We start from the raw sequence: 17,637 nt of genomic DNA on the forward strand, positions 1-17,637 counted from the left end.
GTGAACGTTTTTGAGATACCGATGCAGAATTTGAAATACTCATACATCGCTAGACAGCCTATTCTGGATAGCGACCAAAAAACTGTTGGCTATGAGCTGCTATTTAGGGATGGGCCCAATAACACCTTCCCAGATATCGACCCAGAACTCGCGACAAATAGACTCCTGTCTGAACACTTCCTTGCTACACATTACAGTACGATAGGCGATAAATTAGGCTTTGTTAACTTCCCTTATCAAAGCTTGGTTAACATGGTCCCGACACTGTTTCCTAAGGATAATCTTGTCATCGAAATTCTCGAAAGCTGTGAGCCTACCGCTGAGTTACTTTCTGCTATCAAAAAAATGTCTCAAGCAGGGTATACCATTGCACTCGATGATTTTGTGCCAAAGAAAGAGTGGCTGCCATTCTTACCGTACACTTCGATCATAAAGATCGACATACGACAGTATTCGCTGAAAAAAGCGCAAACACTGATTGAAAGGCTCAAGCCACACAACATCACTTTCTTAGCCGAAAAAGTAGAGACGTACGAAGAGTTCGAGCTTGCAAAAGAAGTCGGATTTAATCAGTTCCAGGGCTACTTTTTCAGTCGACCGCAATTAATCCGCCGCAAACAGATCAAACCTTCTTTCTTGACTGTGGTTCAACTGTGTAAGGAAATTGCTAACTCAGATATCAATTATGATGAGCTTGAGCGTTTGATTTCATTAGACGTAACCTTGTCATATAAACTGCTGACGTTTGTGAATGCATCGTACCTCATCCGCTCTGAGATCAAATCTTTCAAGCAAGCACTCGTCTACTTAGGTGAAGAGCGTTTACGAAAGTTTATTTCACTGGTTGCGATTACTTCTACACAAGATGACAAACCCGACAGCCTGTATAGCTTGTCGATTCAACGTGCGCGTTTCTGCGAACTGCTATTAAAAGACATCAATAGCAATATTGATGAGGGGTTAGGCTTTCTAACCGGCATGTTCTCGCTGCTCGACTCGTTATTTGATCAGCCGCTTGAAGAGCTAGTTGAAAAAATGCCTATCGACAACCTAGTGAAAGCAGCGCTCGTCACTAAGCAAGGCACTCTTGGTAATATCCTATCGCTAGTAAAAGCGTATGAGAGCGCAGACTGGACGACGGTTATCGCTCTACGAGATAAGCTGGAGATCAGTGACGATAAGCTTGCTCGATACTACGATGACGCCATTAAGTGGACTGAAGACTTACTCGCTATCGAGTCAGCATACAATACGCACCTATAAACTCATTTGATTCTAGACCTACCATGAAGCCATGTTACTGTGGCAGCAACTTGAATTATCAAGAATGCTGCCAACCTATACACAACGATGTCACTCTCGCTAAAAAGCCAGAGCAACTTATGCGCGCTCGCTATAGCGCTCACCTTACCAAGAATGTTGATTTTGTCGTCGCTACCTATCACCCAAGCTGCAACGCCGAACAAGACCGACAAGCCATCGCGGATTCCGTCAACAGTGACTGGGCAAGACTCGAAGTCATTAACAGCGAAGATGGACTTCACGAGAACGAAGGCTATGTGAGCTTTCGCGCCTTCCTGCGTGAAAACGGCATGGAGTACTGTCTTGCAGAGCGTTCTCGTTTCCTGTTTGAAAACGGACAGTGGTTTTATGTCGATGGGGAGATCGACGACTCCATACCCCCGAAGCAGTTGACCGCTGAATCCAGCAAGGTGGGTAGAAATGACCCTTGCCCCTGCGGAAGCGGCAAGAAGCACAAAAAGTGCTGCGGTTGAGTACAGTCGTTAATTGAAAAAGGTCGCTCATTGCGACCTTTTTTAGTGGTATCTGGTTTTAGCGCTCGTAAGCTTTAAATTGATTGGTGAGAGGATCATATTGGTAGCCCAACATATCGAGTTTACCGACCACGCCTTCTACATCCATTTCATACATGCTCACCAACTCTTCAAACGAGTCACATTCTAAACGCAACTTTTCGTTGACGATACCAAGCAAAATAATACTGTCAAAACGGCTCGCATTACTTAGATCCATAATCGTACTCCATAAAAAAAGCTAGCCTTTAAAGACTAGCTGTTAATTACGGAATAGAAAGTGATTTGGTTTGCAAATTAGGCAAGCCAATATAGCTGTAGCAAACCTACATTGGTCACCATTAAGCTTAAGAAGGCCACCACTAGCTGACCTTTCGCCGGTGTACTGTGTTTAATGATATGCCAACTCCAAATCACCACACCTAGCATTAACATCACTAATGAACTGATCACAGCAGGCGTGTACTCAGCGACAATGTTCGGCTCCCATTGATAGGCATTAAATACAAAGCTCAGGGCGAGCAGCATAGCAAAAACCACGCCCGCAACTGGCAGAATTCGGTGAAACGCCTGAAGACGAGTTTTGGCGATGGTCAACAATAGGTGTGAAAAGGCTGTGCCTAATAGTAACCCCGCACAAGCTAGCGATAATGACTGCGCTAAATTGGGCTGCTGGACCACGATAATGGCGGCAAACGAGCCCGCCAAACCATTGGCTAAATGTAAAACCCAAAACGGCCCCTGTTGACGCGTCTTGCCAGTCTGAACCTTGGAGTAAAAATAAAAAATAGCAAACACCACCAAAAACGCTTCGACTTTAAGTGACGCAATCGCCAGCCAAAGTATGCCAATGGCAGGAAGAAGCTTGTGGATACGTCCTCTTTGACCCGGACAAATATCGCCCTTTGCTAAAATAAGGGTAAGGACAAGCATCGCAACCGCTAAGGCAGGAGCGAGAAGAGTCAAAACTGCTGTAATCATGGATGTGGTGTCATTGCAAAAAACATTGGCGCTGATGATATATCAGCTCAAGAAGGAATGCTATCCAGTCGTAATACCCACAATTTGTTTGGGCTTTGAAGTCACTGGAATTGAAGTATATAATGCCCGCCTCCAAAACCAGAGGTCAAAATATGTACAACGACGTTAACCCAATCCATGAGCACAAAAAATACTGGGCTGAATGCTTCGGTACCGCTCCTTTTTTGCCAACTAGCAGAAAAGAGATGGACGCCCTTGGATGGGATAGCTGTGACATCATCATCGTTACAGGTGATGCTTATGTTGACCACCCGAGTTTTGGTATGGCTATCATTGGTCGACTGCTTGAAGCGCAAGGCTTTCGTGTTGGTATTATTGCCCAGCCAGATTGGAGTAATAAAAACGACTTCATGACGCTAGGGAAACCAAATTTGTTCTTCGGGATCACCGCGGGCAACATGGACTCTATGATCAACCGTTACACCGCTGATCGCAAATTGCGTCACGACGATGCTTACACCCCTAACAATGAAGGTGGTAAACGTCCCGACCGCGCGACTCTCGTCTATTCACAGCGTTGCCGCGAAGCCTACAAAGGTACACCTATTGTTCTGGGTGGTATTGAGGCGAGCCTTCGCCGCATCGCCCACTATGACTACTGGTCAGATAAAGTTCGTCGATCTGTACTCTTTGATGCCAAAGCAGACATTCTGCTATTTGGTAATGCAGAGCGTGCACTGGTCGAAGTCGCACATCGCCTCGCAGACGGTGAAGATATCCGCACTATGACTGATATTCGTGGTACCGCCGTCAATCTGCCAGCGGCACCTGAACACTACCGCGTCATCGACTCATCTCGCATCGAGAAGCCGGGTAAAGCGTTTGTTCCGCAAAACCCTTATGAGGTCGAGTCGAACTGCGACACCAACAAAACCGAGTCTGCACCAGAAGCGAAGCCAATCACCATTCGTCCTTCACGACACGATGCTGCGACTACCGCTGTGCGCTTACCGCCGTTCGAGAAGCTGAACAACGACAGAATTCTTTATGCTCACGCAAGCCGCGTGATGCACCTTGAGACTAACCCTTATTCTGGGCGAGCGCTGATCCAGCGTCATGGTGACCGTGAGCTTTGGGTAAACCAAGCGCCGATTCCTCTTAGTACAGAGGAGATGGACTATGTATTTGGTCTGCCATATGCGCGTGTGCCGCACCCTATGTACGGTAAAGCAAAAATTCCAGCTTACGACATGATCAAGACCTCGGTAAACATTATGCGAGGTTGTTTTGGTGGCTGCTCGTTCTGTTCTATTACTGAGCACGAAGGTCGTATTATTCAAAACCGGTCGCAAGAGTCGATCATTGGCGAGCTAGAAGAGATCCGCGACAAGGTACCTGGTTTTACAGGTACAATTTCCGACTTGGGCGGACCAACGGCAAACATGTATCGTCTCGGTTGTTCAGATCCAAAAGCAGAAGCCAATTGCCGCCGACCTTCTTGTGTGTTCCCAGGTATCTGCAACAAGCTCAATACCGACCACAAACATACCATCGACCTTTACCGCGCTGCGCGTAAAGTAAAAGGCGTGAAGAAGGTCATGATCGCCTCTGGCGTTCGCTACGATCTTGCGATCGAGTCACCAGAGTATGTTCGCGAGTTGGTCACTCACCATGTCGGTGGCTATTTGAAGATTGCTCCTGAGCACACAGAGAAAGGTCCACTCGATTTGATGATGAAGCCGGGTATGGGTACCTACGATCGCTTCAAAGAGATGTTCGAGAAATACAGTGCTGAAGCTGGCAAGAAACAGTACTTGATCCCTTACTTCATATCCGCTCACCCGGGTACCGAAGATGAGGACATGCTCAATCTTGCGTTGTGGTTAAAGAAGAATAACTTTGAGTGCGACCAGGTTCAGAACTTCTACCCATCGCCGATGTGTAATGCGACCTCGATGTATTACTCTGAGACCAACCCGCTCAAGCGCGTAAAATATAAAAAACGCGAAGACTTACCGGTTGCTAAAGGTGATCGTCAACGTAGGCTACACAAAGCGCTACTGCGCTATCATGATCCCGACAACTGGCCACTTATCCGAGAAGCGCTCGTAAACATGGGCAAGCAATACCTTATCGGTGACAAACCGGGCTGCCTCGTCCCTGCAGAAGATCTTGATGCACGCACGCCTGCGCAAAGACGCAAATCCGGTCGTCATGGCGCAAATCGTTTTGCGACTAAGCACACTAAAGGGCAACCAGACATTCGTACCGATGGTCAGCGTCGTGGTAAACAAGGTCAGCGCTCAGGTAAACCTGGACATAACAGTGGAAAACCTGGAGCAGGAAAGTCATCTCCGGGTCAACAAGGCGCTGGACAGCAAGGAAACCATTCGGGCAAGCCATCTAACCATCGCCCTAGTAATGGCAAGCCTGCTGGCCAACGTCCTGGTAATAAATCTGGCTCAAAAGGCGCTCCGAAGCGACGCTCTCGTCAGTCGTAAGCTAGCTTCATAGCGTCATTTCTATAGCGCACTCGGTTAACCAACCTAGTGCGCTTTTTTTTGCTTCTTAATTCTTTCCTTAATGCCCTTCCAAATTGATTGTCAAAATGAAAAAGACGCGACATCACCCACCCATAAAACGTTAACTCGTTGTATATATTGATTTTATTTTTAGGCATGACGGTTGCAATAACTCTAGCACCTTAGTTTTACTGGAGCGCCACCATGTCTCAAATTGGCTACGTACTTAGTGACTTCCCCGTTCTATCGGAAACCTTTGTCGGAACGGAGATTCGGGCGATGAAAGCGCTTGGGCATTCGATCCAACCGATGGCGTTTAGATTAAACCCCAATGGTGGACAGCCCATTGACGATGAACTAGCGCGCAGTGCCACTGAGTTGAGCGCTGTCTCTACGAAACATGCCATGGTCGAATGGCTTAAAAACCCAGTAAGAAGCATCAAGGCGCTCTCCTTCATCATGCGCCAAAAAAACTTACCTAAAAAGTCACTTATTCGTAGCACGGGACAATTAGCCGCTTCAGCACGCACTACGAAATGTCATCATCTACATGCTCATTTCGCTTTGCACACGGCGGCAACGGCTATCGCTGCCGCTAAACTCACAGGGTGCAACGTCTCTTTCGTTGGGCACGGCTATGATGTCTATTCGCATCCTGCCGATTTAGCGCTAAAACTCTCCAATGTTTCTTTCTCGGTTGCGGTTTGCAAGGAGATGCAATCCAAGTTTCAAACACTGAACCAAAGTAAGAAAGTGCATCTCGTCGAGTGTGGTATCGACCTAGCGCGCTACCCTTTCAACCCCACTTTAAGTCACAACGGTAAGCTGCTATTTATTGGCCGTCTGACTGAAAAGAAAGGGCTCACTGACCTACTCTACGCTTTGAGTTTAATACCAGAAGAATCAAGGCCAAGTTTAGATCTAGTTGGCGATGGTGAGCAAAAGCATGAGTTACTCACGCTTACCAAACAACTCAACCTTAACGATCAGGTGAGTTTTCTTGGTAGCCAACCTTCTGAATGGATCATTGATCACGCTAACCAATATCTGGCGCTCTGCACGCCGTTCTGCGAAGCAAAAAATGGCGATAGAGATACTGGCCCGGTAGTGGTCAAAGAAGCAATGGCGCTGGGTCTTCCCGTAGTCAGCAGCGATTTTATGGGCTGTAAAGAGATGATATCACCTGATACTGGCCTCCTTTTTTCTCCCCACGATATACAGGCGCTAAGCGACGCTATTTCCCAAATTAACCAGCAACCTTCGCAGCAAAGACTCGCTCAACTTAAGCGAGCAAGAGAACGTGTAGAAACCTATTTCAGTGCCCACTCTAGCGCCCAAAAACTCTCTTCTGCTATTCGAGGAGCTGCGCAATGAACATTGCATTCAAACAATCCGTTTATTACGCCGCTGGACTGGTTTTAATGAAAGGCGTGTCATTTGTCATGCTTCCTTTTATCACCGCCTCGCTTTCGACCGATGAGTATGGACGCTTAGATCTATGGGTATCGCTGCTTAATATAGGTAGCATCCTATTGGGCTTCGGCTTAATAGAAGCTCTTTACAAGCAAGCTGGCGAGTCGAAGGGCGATGCCTTCAATACCCTCAACTCAACAGCTACATTACAGCAACTTATCCTTGCCGCCTTTGCCTTGCTCGCCTCGCTGCCGCTTGGCGTTGCGGTATGCGTATTCTGGCCGGAGATAAGCATACTTGATCTCGGCTTGGTCATGAGTACTCTCATTGTCAGTGCAGCCTTCAACATTCCACTGACATGGCTTCGTCTGATTGATGACGCCCGCTCATTCTTCTTGATGACCAGCAGTAAAGCCGTACTGCAAGCCGTACTCACTTATTGGTTTCTACAGCAAGGATTTGGGGTGACAGGCATATTGCTGTCGGGGTTACTCTCTGCGTTGTATTTATCGTGCAGCCTACTCTACCGCCAATGGCGCCAGCTCCCGTTTCAATGGGACGCGGCAGTTGCCAAAGATATGCGCCGTTACGGGGTACCGATCGTCGCATCGGGTATCTTACTTTTCATCGCTGCTGGCGCTGAGCGCTGGATACTGGCTGCGACTATCGGCTTGGAGTCACTCGCGATTTATGCGCTCGCAATGCAATTTGCACTCATCATTGTGTTTGTGTGTGAGCCTCTCGCGCTCTGGTGGTATCCAAAGCGATTTCAGATACTCAACCAACCGAACGGAAAACAAACGACTGCACGTATTGCAGAGACTTTAAGCCATGCGACCCTTTTTTGTGCCGTTGGCCTTTCGGTCGTCGCTCCGTTGATCATTGAGTGGTGGTTTCCAACTCGCTATTCCGAGGCTGCTACCTGGATACCTTGGCTTGCATTAGGCATCGCGTTCAAGCAACTTTCTCACATCTTAACTACGGGCTGCTATGTCGAGAAACAGCCTAGAGTCGTGTTGAACATTAACATCATCATCGCCATCACTGCGCTTGCTCTCTTTTTAGTGGCCAGCTTGACCTATGGGTTAGCAGGTGTTGTTGGCGCGTTTATCACTGTCTACGCATTACGCGCCGTGCTTTTTGACCGTGCAAGCCAAAAACGCATTGCACTACCACATCATTACTTGCCCTTAATCGCTCACATCTGTTGGGCGGTTGGGTGCATCATCGTAAGTACCTTCACATACACTGCCCTGCTGATCGGCTGGGCAACTCAATCCCTCTTCATCGCAGGCTGGATGGGCCACTACTGGTTACACAACAGCAAAGCAAATGAATCGATTCTAGGAGCGAAACAATGAACAGCCAACATCTACCGTTAGTCAGTATTGTGATTCCAAACTTCAACTGCTTGGATTATTTACCCCAATGCTTGCAAAGCATCGAACAACAAACCTTTGTCGACTACGAGATAATCTTTGTCGACGATGGTTCAACCGATGGCTCTCGGGAATATCTGGCTGAGCTTGCAGCATTAAGACCTTACGTCTCTGTTTGGCATAGCGACCGAATTGGTCCTGGTGCAGCAAGAAATCTAGCCGTACGCCAGGCAAAAGGAGATTACATCGCCTTTCTCGATGCTGACGATACCTGGACTCATAGTAAACTTGCTGAGCAAGTAGCATTTATGCGCGCCAACAAAAACTGCGTGATGAGCTTTACCAACTACCAGCACATCGATGAGCAAGATAGAGAAATCATTCCATGTTTCGATTACTGGCCCGATTTTAAACGTTATCTCGATAACCAAGCGCCAACTAAAGGCTACCAAGTCGTTAGCCATGCAAGCGCTGCACTGTTCAAAGAAAACATTGTCGGAACGTCATCCGTTATGTGCCGCCGCGATGTCTATCTTGACGTTGAAGGATTCGATACCGAGCTACCTAGCGCTAGTGACTGGGACTTATGGCTCAAGTTGAGTACAGCAGGTGACGTCGCCTTTACTACTGAAATTAGAATGTACTATTTAATGCGAGCAGGAAGCGTTTCTTCAAATGTCGAAAAACGCATAGCGGCCATGAAGACCATTGCGGCTCGATACGAACATCACGCGCAGCAGCAGTGCGCGAACTCTAAGCGTTTTGTTGATGCAAGGCTGATGGACGCATTGTGCGAACACGCCAGCGCAAATCTCGGCTACCTAAAAAGAAACATCATCCACGTCCAGACCTTTGCTGCGTTTCCAAATGCCCGACGCTTTAAGGCGATGATGAAGACTGCCCTATGTGTCTAGCTATCCTCGGCGTTCCGGCACCACGATCATTTTGAATCCACTTTCATTTTGAGAATGGTGCCGTGCTTTCGAGTATTAGCCTCGTTGATTCTCAATATGAGAAACCCCTCTTCATTTTGAAAAAACCTCCTCAGACCAAATATAAACTATTGTTATTAAGAGAGATTATTTTTGGCACGCTATCTGCAATCTATTCTGTGACACCTAAATTGAGACATTAATTGTCTTGAAACACAAAGAGGACACGGTCATGGAACTACTAAGAGCAGAAATGAGCAACCACACCCTTCAAGTAAAAGTTTATGGTGATTTCGACGCGCGAGGCAGTCGCAATGCTCAACCAGAAATTGATGACATCATTCACAATGATCAGCATTCAGAGATCGAAATCGACCTAGAGGAAGTGCGCTTTATGGATTCTTCAGGCATCGGTGCTATTGTTTATTTGTATAAGCGACTGGTTGAACGCGAGCGCAAGATGCGTCTAGAGAATGTCACTGGACAGCCCCTACAAATCATAAAGTTACTACGAATTGGACAGGCTATCCCAGTGAACACACATGCCAGTAACGAGTATTTATAATCGCAACAAAAGAACGCTTACAAACACAAAATGATGTTGGCAAATAGGTGGTAACTGCATGGATGTAAACTTGGGTGTAAAAAGCATTATAACTTGTCTTTCAGCGAGCCTTCTTTTGGCTTGTACCAGCTACCCTGAAAACGGGTCAGGAGGCATCGCTGAGCAGTATACTGGTTCTGATTTTTCCCCTGTCATGCCAGACGAACCACTTGGACCTGAACACGGTTTACGATTCGATTGGAAGCTGACCAAGCTTCATTTGGATGCGCTTATCCAAGAGGGCGCACCATGGTGTTTCCCTGCTGCGGTACTACAAGCCCAGCAACGTCAAGATCGAATCGCACGAGAACTTGAAGGCGGACTCTGGATTGACGCAGCGAACGACATCGTCATTCAGAGAAAAAAACTTAACGATCTCGAACTCAGATTAGACTACGTGTTAACTCAGGCAACCTGTGCTCCACCAACAAATCGAACTGAGTTTGAAAAACAAATGTCGATTGTAGAGAAAGTCTACAACCTACTTAATGTCGATAATCAGTTCGCGTTCGACTCTATTGAAGTAAACCCTAAATACATGGGACATCTCGCTGAAGCGGCTAACCTGTTGAAACCTTACCCGGAGATTCGTCTCTCGGTCACAGGACATGCTGATGCCAGTGGGGGCAAAGAATACAATGAGCGAATTGCCAAAGGGCGAGCTCAACAAGTCAAACGCTATCTAACCATATTTGGCTTAGCACCAAACAGAATTGATACCCACTCGCTTGGGGAAGAGCTGCCTCTTTACGAGGGTAATACGCCTGGCGTAATGCTCACTAACCGTCGAGTCAGCATTGATGTTATCGCGGATGGACACAGCACAGCAAACCAAGGAGTGGAGCAATGAAATGGATATCGCTTATCTTCACCCTAACACTGACACTTATTTCTTTGTCACTGTCGCCTCATGGCATTGCTCAGGACAAGACCGTACAAGTCGGTGACCTTATCCAGGTCGATTTGCCGGGAGAATCGAGCCTTAACCGTGGCTTTCAAGTCGACAAAAGAGGACGAATCAATTTGCCTGAGGTGGGACAGGTATTCGTTGCTGGCTATGATGAAGAACAATTGAAGACAACAGTTACTCAAGCGCTTAGCCAAGTGTTCCGAGACACCAGTAACATAAAAGTGTTCATCGCTGAGAGGCAGATCCTCATCTCAGTTCAAGGTTACGTAAAAGCGCCAGGCGAGTATACGATTCCATACAATGCGAATGTCCAAATGGCACTTCAAGCGGCTGGAGGATTACGCGCGGGTGCTCAGCTCAACAAGATGCTCCACCGTCGCGGCGCTGACCGTACAGAATTTGATTACAAGCGCTTCCTTGATTCAGGTGATGACGACGGGCTGCCTACCCTACAATCTCTCGACATTCTGTTTGTTCCTGCCTCTCCCCTAGTCGGGAACATAGAACAGGAGTTTGATGCAGCTAAACTTGCCGACTCGGGTGACAGCGCCGATGCAAGACAAGCGATCAAGGTATTTGGTGAGGTTAATGCACCCGGTTCGTTCTCATACAAAGAAAACACTGACCTGGTTGATGTGGTCATGCGAGCGGGCGGTGTGACTCGCTATGCAGCCGTGGAGCAGATCCGCGTTATCAGCAACAACACACCAATCTTGTTCAACCTCAAACGTTATTTAGACAGCGGTGATGCATCACTGCTACCTCCTCTTCAGCCTGGTGCGACTATCTTTGTCCCAAAACAAGAAGAAGAGATCAAATCTGGATCAAACACCGTTTATGTCATGGGTGAAGTAGCAGCGCCGGGCGCTTTTGAAGGAAAACCGGGGGCGACTTTTATGGATATTCTCGCCAATGCAGGCGGTCCTACTCGCTTTGCCGAATCGAGACAAATAAGAGTGATCAAATCAGATGGTACTGTTATTCCTTTCGATATGACAGCGTATACAGAGGGACTTAGTCGCTCTTCTGCACCTGCTATTGAAGCTGGAGACGCCATTTTTGTTCCTGAAAAGACGGACATTAATGAAAAATCGTGGCTGAAGATCTCCCCTGACCGAGCCGTAAATGTCATCGGCGAAGTTGAACGTCCAGGCCGTATAGAGTGGTCAGACGAAATGGATTTTATGGATCTGCTAGCGCACGTCGGCGGGCCAAAAGGTCGAGCAGACACCTCTAAGATTGAGGTAGCGAACGGCCAAAATACCGTCGTGTTCAACCTTGATGAGTTCATCAAAAACGGGGCGCCCCAATCAGAACTGCCACTCGTGCAAGCCGGCACCGTTATTCGAGTACATGATCTACCTCAAGACCCGAGTGATAACAAATCGCAGTGGGTGAGACAGAGTTCGGATGCATCAATTTATGTTTTTGGACAAGTCAAAGCGCCAGGTCGCTATCGATTTACCGACGAAATGCACTTCCTTGATATTTTGTCTGCCGCGGATGGTCCAACTAAAGATGCAGACATCCACAACATCCGAGTGACGCATCGTGACAAGCCTTATGCCAAAGTAAGTAAACTCAATCTATCGATGTATTTCGAAACCGGTGATGAGAGTATCCTTCCCTTGGTCAAGCCTGGTGACACCATCTACATTCCTGAAAAAAATAAAAACTGGTTAGACAGCCCTAAAGAGAAAACAGTTCGTGTTCTTGGCGCCGTTAAAAATCCGGGTCGCTATGTCTTTAATGACACCATGACCATTTTGGATATCTTAGCGGTAGCGGGTGGTCCTGATGACCGCGCGTACGTCAAGAAGATAAGCGTCGTTAATATGTCTTGCTGCCAAGGGCAGGCACGTACCTTCGACTTGGTTGAATTTAGTAAAACCGCGGATATAAGAATGCTGCCTGTGCTTCGAGCGGGCGATACGATTTATGTACCAGATCGTCGTAATAGTTTTGCTGAGCAAGCACGACTGGGACTCACCGATGTGTTCCGCATTGTCTCGACGATTGCCATTATAGGAGCCTTATGATGACGATTCCTGCAACCCATGCTGAAATTGAAGAGCTCTACCTAAAGGCAGAATTACAGCAGTGTCGTACGGTCTGCATGACGGCCTGTAATAGCGGTGAAGGCACCACAGCCCTTGCTAAAGCCTTGACTGAGCGTTATTTACTCGCTGGCTATAAGACCTTATTAGTCGACCTTAATTTATACCGACCAGGTTTAGCGCCTCTTAGCTTCTCTGACACTGAGGAAAGGAATGGTTTAGAAACACAATTGTTGTGTGAGCAAAATAGCGCAGACATCTCGCCAAAGGTATTTTTGGGTATTAGTGTTCCCAACGACCCCAAGACTCGCCTTCAATTCAAAGACCCGCGTCAACTCAGTGAGATTATCTATCACTGGTTAGAGGACTATGATCGTATCGTATTCGATACCTCACCTCTTTTGAACGTAAACCATAACAACATCCCAGCTCCTGTCGTAGCAAACGCCTGTGATGGCACATTTCTGGTGGTGTTAAGTGGTATCACAATGACTAATCAGGTAGAAGAAGCAACCCAACAGCTCAATGAGGGAACATCCACTAACCTTCTTGGCTCAGTCTTAAACTGTCGAGACCAACCGTCGCTGGCAAACGAAATTTGTCGCGAAATAGACAGACTGTCATGGATGCCTGATCGCATCACTGGTTGGATGAAGAGCAAAATACGCAACAACTCGTTCTTATCGCAATCGATCTAAGAACCGTGAGCCAAGTTGTTATTATTCAGTGTGTTATCGCGATTGTTTTTAACTCGCAGCCCATTCTGTACTATCCTTTAGTTTATAGTGAGAAAACTAACAAAGGATTGTAAGTATGACACCCAAAGTACTCTTGGTGGAGGACTCCTCTTCACTCGCCGTCCTCTACAAGCAATACTTGAAGAACGAGCCTTTTGACTTGCTTCATGCCGCCACTGGTGCAGAGGCGAAGCGCATACTTGAACGTACTATCCCGTCGTTGATTATTCTTGATCTCCAACTTCCAGACATGCAGGGAGACGAGATCTTAGAATGGCTAGAACTCAAAAATATTAGTATTCCTGTCGTCGTGGTTACCGCCCATGGCAGCGTAGATATTGCCGTCACCCTAATTCAAAAAGGGGCGAAAGACTTCCTAGAAAAACCAATCCGCGCGGATAGACTCAAAACCTCAATTCGGATTCATCTCAAGCAAGCTGAGCTAGAAACCATGCTCGATGATATTCAGCAAAAGATGGATCGCGAGCGCTTTCACGACTTTATTGGTGCTAGCATTCCTATGCAGGGGGTCTACAAGATCATCGATGCTGTCTCCAATACCAATGCCAGTGTGTTCATTATTGGTGAAAGCGGCACGGGTAAAGAAGTTTGTGCCAATGCGATTCACAACGAGAGTAATCGCAAGGATAAGGCATTTGTCGCCATTAACTGTGGCGCCATTCCAAAAGACCTCATGGAAAGTGAAGTTTTCGGACATGTTAAAGGCGCCTTCACCGGCGCTGCGACCGACCGAAAAGGCGCCGCATCTCTAGCCGATGGGGGAACCTTATTTCTCGATGAGCTTTGCGAAATGGACTTAGAAATGCAGAAGAAGTTACTACGCTTCTTACAGACAGGTACTTTCACCCCGTTAGGCGCAACCAAAGAGCAGAAGGTTGATGTCCGCATCATTTGCGCAACCAACCGAGATCCGTTACTAGAAGTGCAAGAAGGACGATTCAGAGAAGATCTCTATTATCGCGTGCATGTGGTCCCAATCCATATGCCACCTCTTAGAGATCGTGATGGTGACATCGTGACTTTGGCTGAGCACTTTCTTCGAATCTATTCAAAGCAAGATGGTCGTAAATTTGAGTCGATATCGAAAGATGCACAGCGCCTTCTTAAGCGATATGCATGGCCAGGAAACGTACGTCAGTTGCAAAACATTATTCGCAATATTGTCGTGCTTAACGATGAGAAATCATTGGGTTCGCAACACCTTCCACCAGAGGTAATGGCTTCAACTCAGAAAAGTGCTCCACCAGCGAGTTCCGTGAATACTCGCGTACTTTCGGTGGTTCAAGAGCCTAATGCTGCGCAACAGACAATCGCGGAACCGTCTCAGCCTGTGACAACAACCAGCAGCGATTCATCTTTGTTAGAACCTAGCATGTCCATAAACCCAGACAGCGAAAGGCCAACCTCTATTCGTCCAATGTGGCAAATTGAGCGCGAAGCTATCCAGCAAGCTATTGATTACTGCGACGGCAATGTTCTCAATGCGGCGGTATTATTGGAGCTCAGCCCTTCTACCGTCTATCGCAAAAAACAAGCTTGGGAGGCAGAAGACAGTGCCTCTTAGCCCTGTGATATGGCTACTTTTGGACAGTCGCTCATTTGGCGGTATAGAAACGCACGTGTTGGAGCTGGCCAAAGGCTTGGTAGCACACAACTACCAAGTCACCGTGGTATTTTCGACCGAATACACCCCGGCAGCCCCTCTTGTAGCAGCGTTGCAGGGCGAGAAAATTCAAACCATGACACTTAGCGGTGAATATGGCAACGTCTCCGCAATGTTTCGACTACGAGAGGCCATTGCCGCTTCAAAGCAGCAAGACCGTATCCCAAGCGTTATCCATGCGCATGGTTACAAAGCCAATTTAATGCTGAGATTCACTCGTCTTATTGGAGGCACGGACTCGATACGTCTTGTGTCCAGTTTCCATGCTGGTGAAACACCAACAGGTCGCGTCAGAATTTATGATGCAATCGACCGTTTTAGTGCCTTTCTTAGTGAGCAACGAGTATGTGTCAGTCGCGCCATTCAATCTAAGGTTCCCTACTCAAGTGTTTTGGTTAAGAACTTCGTCCCCAGAGCCGAATTAGTCAGCATCAGCGAGCGAAACGTTGCCTTCGTTGGTCGACTCAGTGAGGAGAAGGGACCGGACACCTTTGTTAAGATCGCCCAACATTTTCCAGAACGTCAGTTTCATATCTATGGTTCGGGGCCTTTAGAGTCATCACTTCAACAACAAGCCGGTGACAATATCCAATTTCATGGTCATCAAAATAATATGAACAAAGTTTGGTCGAACGTCGATTTATTGTTAATTACTTCCCGCTATGAGGGATTACCGATGGCAGCCCTTGAAGCTATGTCGCGAGGCATACCCGTTATCAGCTTTGAGCTCGGCGAGTTACCCAATGTCATTGATAGCGGCAGCAATGGATGGATAGCCTCTGATCAACAAGAGATGGTTTCCATTTTAAATGAGTGGTTTACGCTTTCTGATTCAAAAAGAGCACAGATCAAGTATCAAGCTCAACAAACCATCGAACTCAATTACTCAACAGAGGTGGTTATTCCGACCATGCTAGATATTTATGGTATTACCGGCTAGCTACAGTCTCTCAAGACCAGTCCACAATTTGATTCTCATATTGAGAAACCAGATATTACTGAATAAAAAAATATTAAATAACAATCACTTAGAATTTAGTTAAGTTTGGCACTCTAATTGCTCCTTCTTTACCTACTGAAACAGAGATTGGTAAAGTCGATGCACTACTCTCCCGCACAGCAACATCAAACCAAGCACAGCAAACACATCTTGCTGAGTCTGAGCTTGTGCGTTTTAGTGGGAGCGATTTGGCTGTTTGTACCTCACCCAGTCGTCGGCATCGTCATTGCGCTACTGCCAATAGGAATACTCGTAGTACTGAGTCAAACCTTTTGGCTGGTCACTCTCTTTATTGTGTTTTCTTTCTTTCGAATTCACGAGGTCTTCCCGGTACTCTATCCGTTGAAGATCCCTCTCATGCTCTCGGCGGGTGCACTGTCTGCTTTGCTGTGGCACACGCTCGTTAGTCAAAAGATAAAACTCTACTGGCACCCAACTTACACCTGGCTTCTGATTTTCTGGGGTATTGTCATCATTGGTGTTCCCTTTGCCTCAAACAAAGGGGTTGCCGTCGCCATGTTTACGGGTAGCTATATAAAGATCATCATCATGACGCTCGCCGTCTCATGGCTGATAACCTCGTCGAAAGAGCTCTCTCGTTTCGCTTTTCTCGTTATAGTGGCAGGTCTCACTGTCGGCTGCATGGCCATCTACAACTCAGTCAATGGAATTGGCCTTGTCGAGGGGTCTAGGGTAACGATAGGCAGGAGCTTTGGATCCATGCTCGGCGACCCAAATGACCTCGCGCTAGTCCTGATGTTTCCGATGGCGTTTACCGTCGCAATGACCACAACACGTGGTATCGGCTGGTTTATGCGCTTGCTCGCTATCGTAACTTCACTCGTCCTATTTATGGCACTGCTGGCGACGCAAAGCCGAGGGGGCCTGTTGGGCGCATTAGCGGTTTTTGGCTTCTTCGCTTGGCGACTCATACCGAGCAAAACTCTGTTCTTTGTCGTTGGGTCAATAGCTGCCATAGCCTTATACGCAATGGCCGGGATTTCCGGGCGATCCTCTGGGGGGGCGGCAGAGGCTGGCATAGATGCGTCAGCGATGGGACGCATCTATGCGTGGGAAGCCGCGGTTAAAATGGCTCTGGACAACCCGCTCCTGGGTGTTGGATTAGATAACTTCTACTACAACTACTTCTTCTACAGCCCCCATTGGGATGGACTAAATCATGCCGTTCACAGTACTTGGTTTGGCGTGCTGGCTGAGTCAGGCTTTGTCGGGCTGATCATTTTTGTCATTTTCATATGCAGTCTGCTTAAGTGCGCACGAAAAACCTTACTCGTCGTGGACAAGCACACTCATGCTCCCCCTTATCTCAAAGCAATGGCGCTCGCTGTCTACAGCGGCCTCATCGGTACCTTTGTCTCAGGCACCTTTCTTACTCAAGGCTTTATCTGGCCAATTTACATCCTTGCGGCTTTGACCATCGCCGTTTCACAAATCGCTTCTCAATTTGAGAAATCAATGTCAACGTAAAAGATACAAACATAACTTATTGTTTTTATTAAACTTAAATTATGGCTCAGTTCTTGTAAGTACTAGGTGTACATCTTAAACATGCTTTGATTGTCACGCCGGTTAACCCAATACGT

15 protein-coding genes are annotated in these 17,637 nt (G+C 47.2%); 13 read left to right on the forward strand and 2 right to left on the reverse strand.

Annotated elements, in window-relative coordinates; genetic code table 11:
- Nucleotides 1-30 precede the first annotated feature (30 nt).
- Together AC6I8U_RS10655 and AC6I8U_RS10660 are read left to right on the forward strand one after the other, a co-directional pair.
- Entirely contained in the window at nt 31-1,263 is a 1,233-nt protein-coding gene (locus AC6I8U_RS10655) for an EAL and HDOD domain-containing protein (protein WP_498018355.1), read from the forward strand.
- Between the two features lie 23 nt (nt 1,264-1,286).
- On the forward strand, nt 1,287-1,775 hold the full coding sequence (locus tag AC6I8U_RS10660; RefSeq protein WP_498016835.1) for a YchJ family metal-binding protein: 489 nt from the start codon (nt 1,287-1,289) through the stop codon (nt 1,773-1,775).
- Between the two features lie 58 nt (nt 1,776-1,833).
- Here the strand turns inward: AC6I8U_RS10660 and AC6I8U_RS10665 are convergent, their stop codons facing one another.
- Nucleotides 1,834-2,034, reverse strand: a complete 201-nt coding sequence (locus AC6I8U_RS10665; protein ID WP_042474451.1) for a DUF4250 domain-containing protein — start codon at nt 2,032-2,034, stop codon at nt 1,834-1,836.
- Between the two features lie 77 nt (nt 2,035-2,111).
- On the reverse strand, nt 2,112-2,795 hold the full coding sequence (locus AC6I8U_RS10670; RefSeq protein WP_234494059.1) for an HI_1241 family integral membrane domain: 684 nt from the start codon (nt 2,793-2,795) through the stop codon (nt 2,112-2,114).
- Nucleotides 2,796-2,947: 152 nt separating this feature from the next.
- Between AC6I8U_RS10670 and AC6I8U_RS10675 the strand changes: the two genes are divergently transcribed.
- From AC6I8U_RS10675 to AC6I8U_RS10725, 11 genes are all read left to right on the forward strand, one after another.
- Complete coding sequence (locus tag AC6I8U_RS10675; protein WP_498016836.1) at nt 2,948-5,296, forward strand: YgiQ family radical SAM protein; 2,349 nt, start codon at nt 2,948-2,950, stop codon at nt 5,294-5,296.
- Nucleotides 5,297-5,521: 225 nt separating this feature from the next.
- Complete coding sequence (locus tag AC6I8U_RS10680; RefSeq protein ID WP_498016837.1) at nt 5,522-6,691, forward strand: glycosyltransferase; 1,170 nt, start codon at nt 5,522-5,524, stop codon at nt 6,689-6,691.
- Nucleotides 6,688-8,091, forward strand: a complete 1,404-nt coding sequence (locus AC6I8U_RS10685) for a lipopolysaccharide biosynthesis protein (protein ID WP_498016838.1) — start codon at nt 6,688-6,690, stop codon at nt 8,089-8,091. The genes AC6I8U_RS10680 and AC6I8U_RS10685 overlap by 4 nt, the downstream gene beginning before the upstream one ends.
- Entirely contained in the window at nt 8,088-9,023 is a 936-nt protein-coding gene (locus tag AC6I8U_RS10690; RefSeq protein WP_498016839.1) for a glycosyltransferase family 2 protein, read from the forward strand. Before AC6I8U_RS10685 ends, AC6I8U_RS10690 begins: the two co-directional genes overlap by 4 nt.
- A 250-nt stretch (nt 9,024-9,273) precedes the next feature.
- Nucleotides 9,274-9,606 carry an STAS domain-containing protein gene (locus AC6I8U_RS10695; protein WP_498016840.1) on the forward strand — a complete coding sequence of 111 codons (333 nt, stop codon included), beginning with the start codon at nt 9,274-9,276 and terminating at the stop codon, nt 9,604-9,606.
- Between the two features lie 58 nt (nt 9,607-9,664).
- On the forward strand, nt 9,665-10,495 hold the full coding sequence (locus tag AC6I8U_RS10700) for an OmpA family protein (protein ID WP_498016841.1): 831 nt from the start codon (nt 9,665-9,667) through the stop codon (nt 10,493-10,495).
- Complete coding sequence (locus tag AC6I8U_RS10705; RefSeq protein ID WP_498016842.1) at nt 10,492-12,594, forward strand: SLBB domain-containing protein; 2,103 nt, start codon at nt 10,492-10,494, stop codon at nt 12,592-12,594. Before AC6I8U_RS10700 ends, AC6I8U_RS10705 begins: the two co-directional genes overlap by 4 nt.
- Nucleotides 12,591-13,310 (forward strand): P-loop NTPase family protein, encoded by a 720-nt coding sequence (locus AC6I8U_RS10710; protein WP_498016843.1) that lies wholly within the window; start codon nt 12,591-12,593, stop codon nt 13,308-13,310. Before AC6I8U_RS10705 ends, AC6I8U_RS10710 begins: the two co-directional genes overlap by 4 nt.
- A gap of 115 nt (nt 13,311-13,425) precedes the next feature.
- Nucleotides 13,426-14,934, forward strand: coding sequence for a sigma-54-dependent transcriptional regulator (locus tag AC6I8U_RS10715; RefSeq protein WP_498016844.1), 1,509 nt, complete (start codon nt 13,426-13,428; stop codon nt 14,932-14,934).
- Nucleotides 14,924-15,973 (forward strand): glycosyltransferase family 4 protein, encoded by a 1,050-nt coding sequence (locus AC6I8U_RS10720; RefSeq protein WP_498016845.1) that lies wholly within the window; start codon nt 14,924-14,926, stop codon nt 15,971-15,973. The genes AC6I8U_RS10715 and AC6I8U_RS10720 overlap by 11 nt, the downstream gene beginning before the upstream one ends.
- A 159-nt stretch (nt 15,974-16,132) precedes the next feature.
- Nucleotides 16,133-17,521 (forward strand): O-antigen ligase family protein, encoded by a 1,389-nt coding sequence (locus AC6I8U_RS10725; RefSeq protein ID WP_498016846.1) that lies wholly within the window; start codon nt 16,133-16,135, stop codon nt 17,519-17,521.
- Nucleotides 17,522-17,637 lie beyond the last annotated feature (116 nt).

This window comes from Vibrio sp. KUL80, assembly GCF_059725495.1.

What these genes read in the sequence shown, in the direction of transcription:
- AC6I8U_RS10660 (WP_498016835.1), top strand. Translation starts at nt 1,287, where the DNA reads ATGAAGCCATGTTACTGTGGCAGCAACTTGAATTATCAAGAATGCTGC.
- AC6I8U_RS10665 (WP_042474451.1), bottom strand. Translation starts at nt 2,034, where the DNA reads ATGGATCTAAGTAATGCGAGCCGTTTTGACAGTATTATTTTGCTTGGT.
- AC6I8U_RS10670 (WP_234494059.1), bottom strand. Translation starts at nt 2,795, where the DNA reads ATGATTACAGCAGTTTTGACTCTTCTCGCTCCTGCCTTAGCGGTTGCG.
- AC6I8U_RS10675 (WP_498016836.1), top strand. Translation starts at nt 2,948, where the DNA reads ATGTACAACGACGTTAACCCAATCCATGAGCACAAAAAATACTGGGCT.
- AC6I8U_RS10680 (WP_498016837.1), top strand. Translation starts at nt 5,522, where the DNA reads ATGTCTCAAATTGGCTACGTACTTAGTGACTTCCCCGTTCTATCGGAA.
- AC6I8U_RS10685 (WP_498016838.1), top strand. Translation starts at nt 6,688, where the DNA reads ATGAACATTGCATTCAAACAATCCGTTTATTACGCCGCTGGACTGGTT.
- AC6I8U_RS10690 (WP_498016839.1), top strand. Translation starts at nt 8,088, where the DNA reads ATGAACAGCCAACATCTACCGTTAGTCAGTATTGTGATTCCAAACTTC.
- AC6I8U_RS10695 (WP_498016840.1), top strand. Translation starts at nt 9,274, where the DNA reads ATGGAACTACTAAGAGCAGAAATGAGCAACCACACCCTTCAAGTAAAA.
- AC6I8U_RS10700 (WP_498016841.1), top strand. Translation starts at nt 9,665, where the DNA reads ATGGATGTAAACTTGGGTGTAAAAAGCATTATAACTTGTCTTTCAGCG.
- AC6I8U_RS10705 (WP_498016842.1), top strand. Translation starts at nt 10,492, where the DNA reads ATGAAATGGATATCGCTTATCTTCACCCTAACACTGACACTTATTTCT.
- AC6I8U_RS10710 (WP_498016843.1), top strand. Translation starts at nt 12,591, where the DNA reads ATGATGACGATTCCTGCAACCCATGCTGAAATTGAAGAGCTCTACCTA.
- AC6I8U_RS10715 (WP_498016844.1), top strand. Translation starts at nt 13,426, where the DNA reads ATGACACCCAAAGTACTCTTGGTGGAGGACTCCTCTTCACTCGCCGTC.
- AC6I8U_RS10725 (WP_498016846.1), top strand. Translation starts at nt 16,133, where the DNA reads ATGCACTACTCTCCCGCACAGCAACATCAAACCAAGCACAGCAAACAC.